Source organism: Terrisporobacter mayombei (assembly GCF_020748465.1).
In the GTDB taxonomy this organism is placed as follows: Bacteria; Bacillota; Clostridia; order Peptostreptococcales; family Peptostreptococcaceae; genus Terrisporobacter; species Terrisporobacter mayombei.
Genome location: NZ_JAHZMP010000309.1, coordinates 1 through 366, shown reverse-complemented (window position 1 = coordinate 366; position 366 = coordinate 1). Strand labels below are relative to the sequence as shown.

The 366-nt window shown below is 49.5% G+C and carries 2 tRNA genes and 1 rRNA gene; all 3 read left to right on the top strand.

From position 1 onward, the window contains the following. Positions 1 to 38 precede the first annotated feature (38 nt). The 3 genes from rrf to K0039_RS21725 all read left to right on the top strand — a co-directional run bounded on the left by rrf (position 39) and on the right by K0039_RS21725 (position 316). A 5S ribosomal RNA gene (gene rrf / locus K0039_RS21735) occupies positions 39 to 155 on the top strand. 5 nt (positions 156 to 160) lie between these two features. Next, positions 161 to 236: transfer RNA gene (locus K0039_RS21730), tRNA-Thr, on the top strand. Positions 237 to 241: 5 nt separating this feature from the next. Next, positions 242 to 316, top strand: a tRNA-Glu gene (locus K0039_RS21725). Positions 317 to 366 lie beyond the last annotated feature (50 nt).

Sequence of the window (366 nt, the reverse complement as noted above, 5' to 3'; positions counted from 1 at the left end):
GTATATCGTTGGCGATATGTAATTTTTAATAAAGATTATGTGGTTATTATAGCAAAGAGGATACACCTGTTCCCATTCCGAACACAGAAGTTAAGCTCTTGAGCGGCGATGGTACTTGGGGGGCGACTCCCTGGGAGAGTAGCACGTAGCCACGTAAAATGCTGGTATGGCTCAATTGGTAGAGCAGCTGACTTGTAATCAGCAGGTTGTAGGTTCGAGTCCTATTACCAGCTCCATAGATGGCTCATTGGTCAAGCGGTCAAGACACCGCCCTTTCACGGCGGTAACAGGGGTTCGATTCCCCTATGAGTCACCATGCGGGTGTAGCTCAATGGTAGAGTTCCGGCCTTCCAAGCCGGCTGTGAG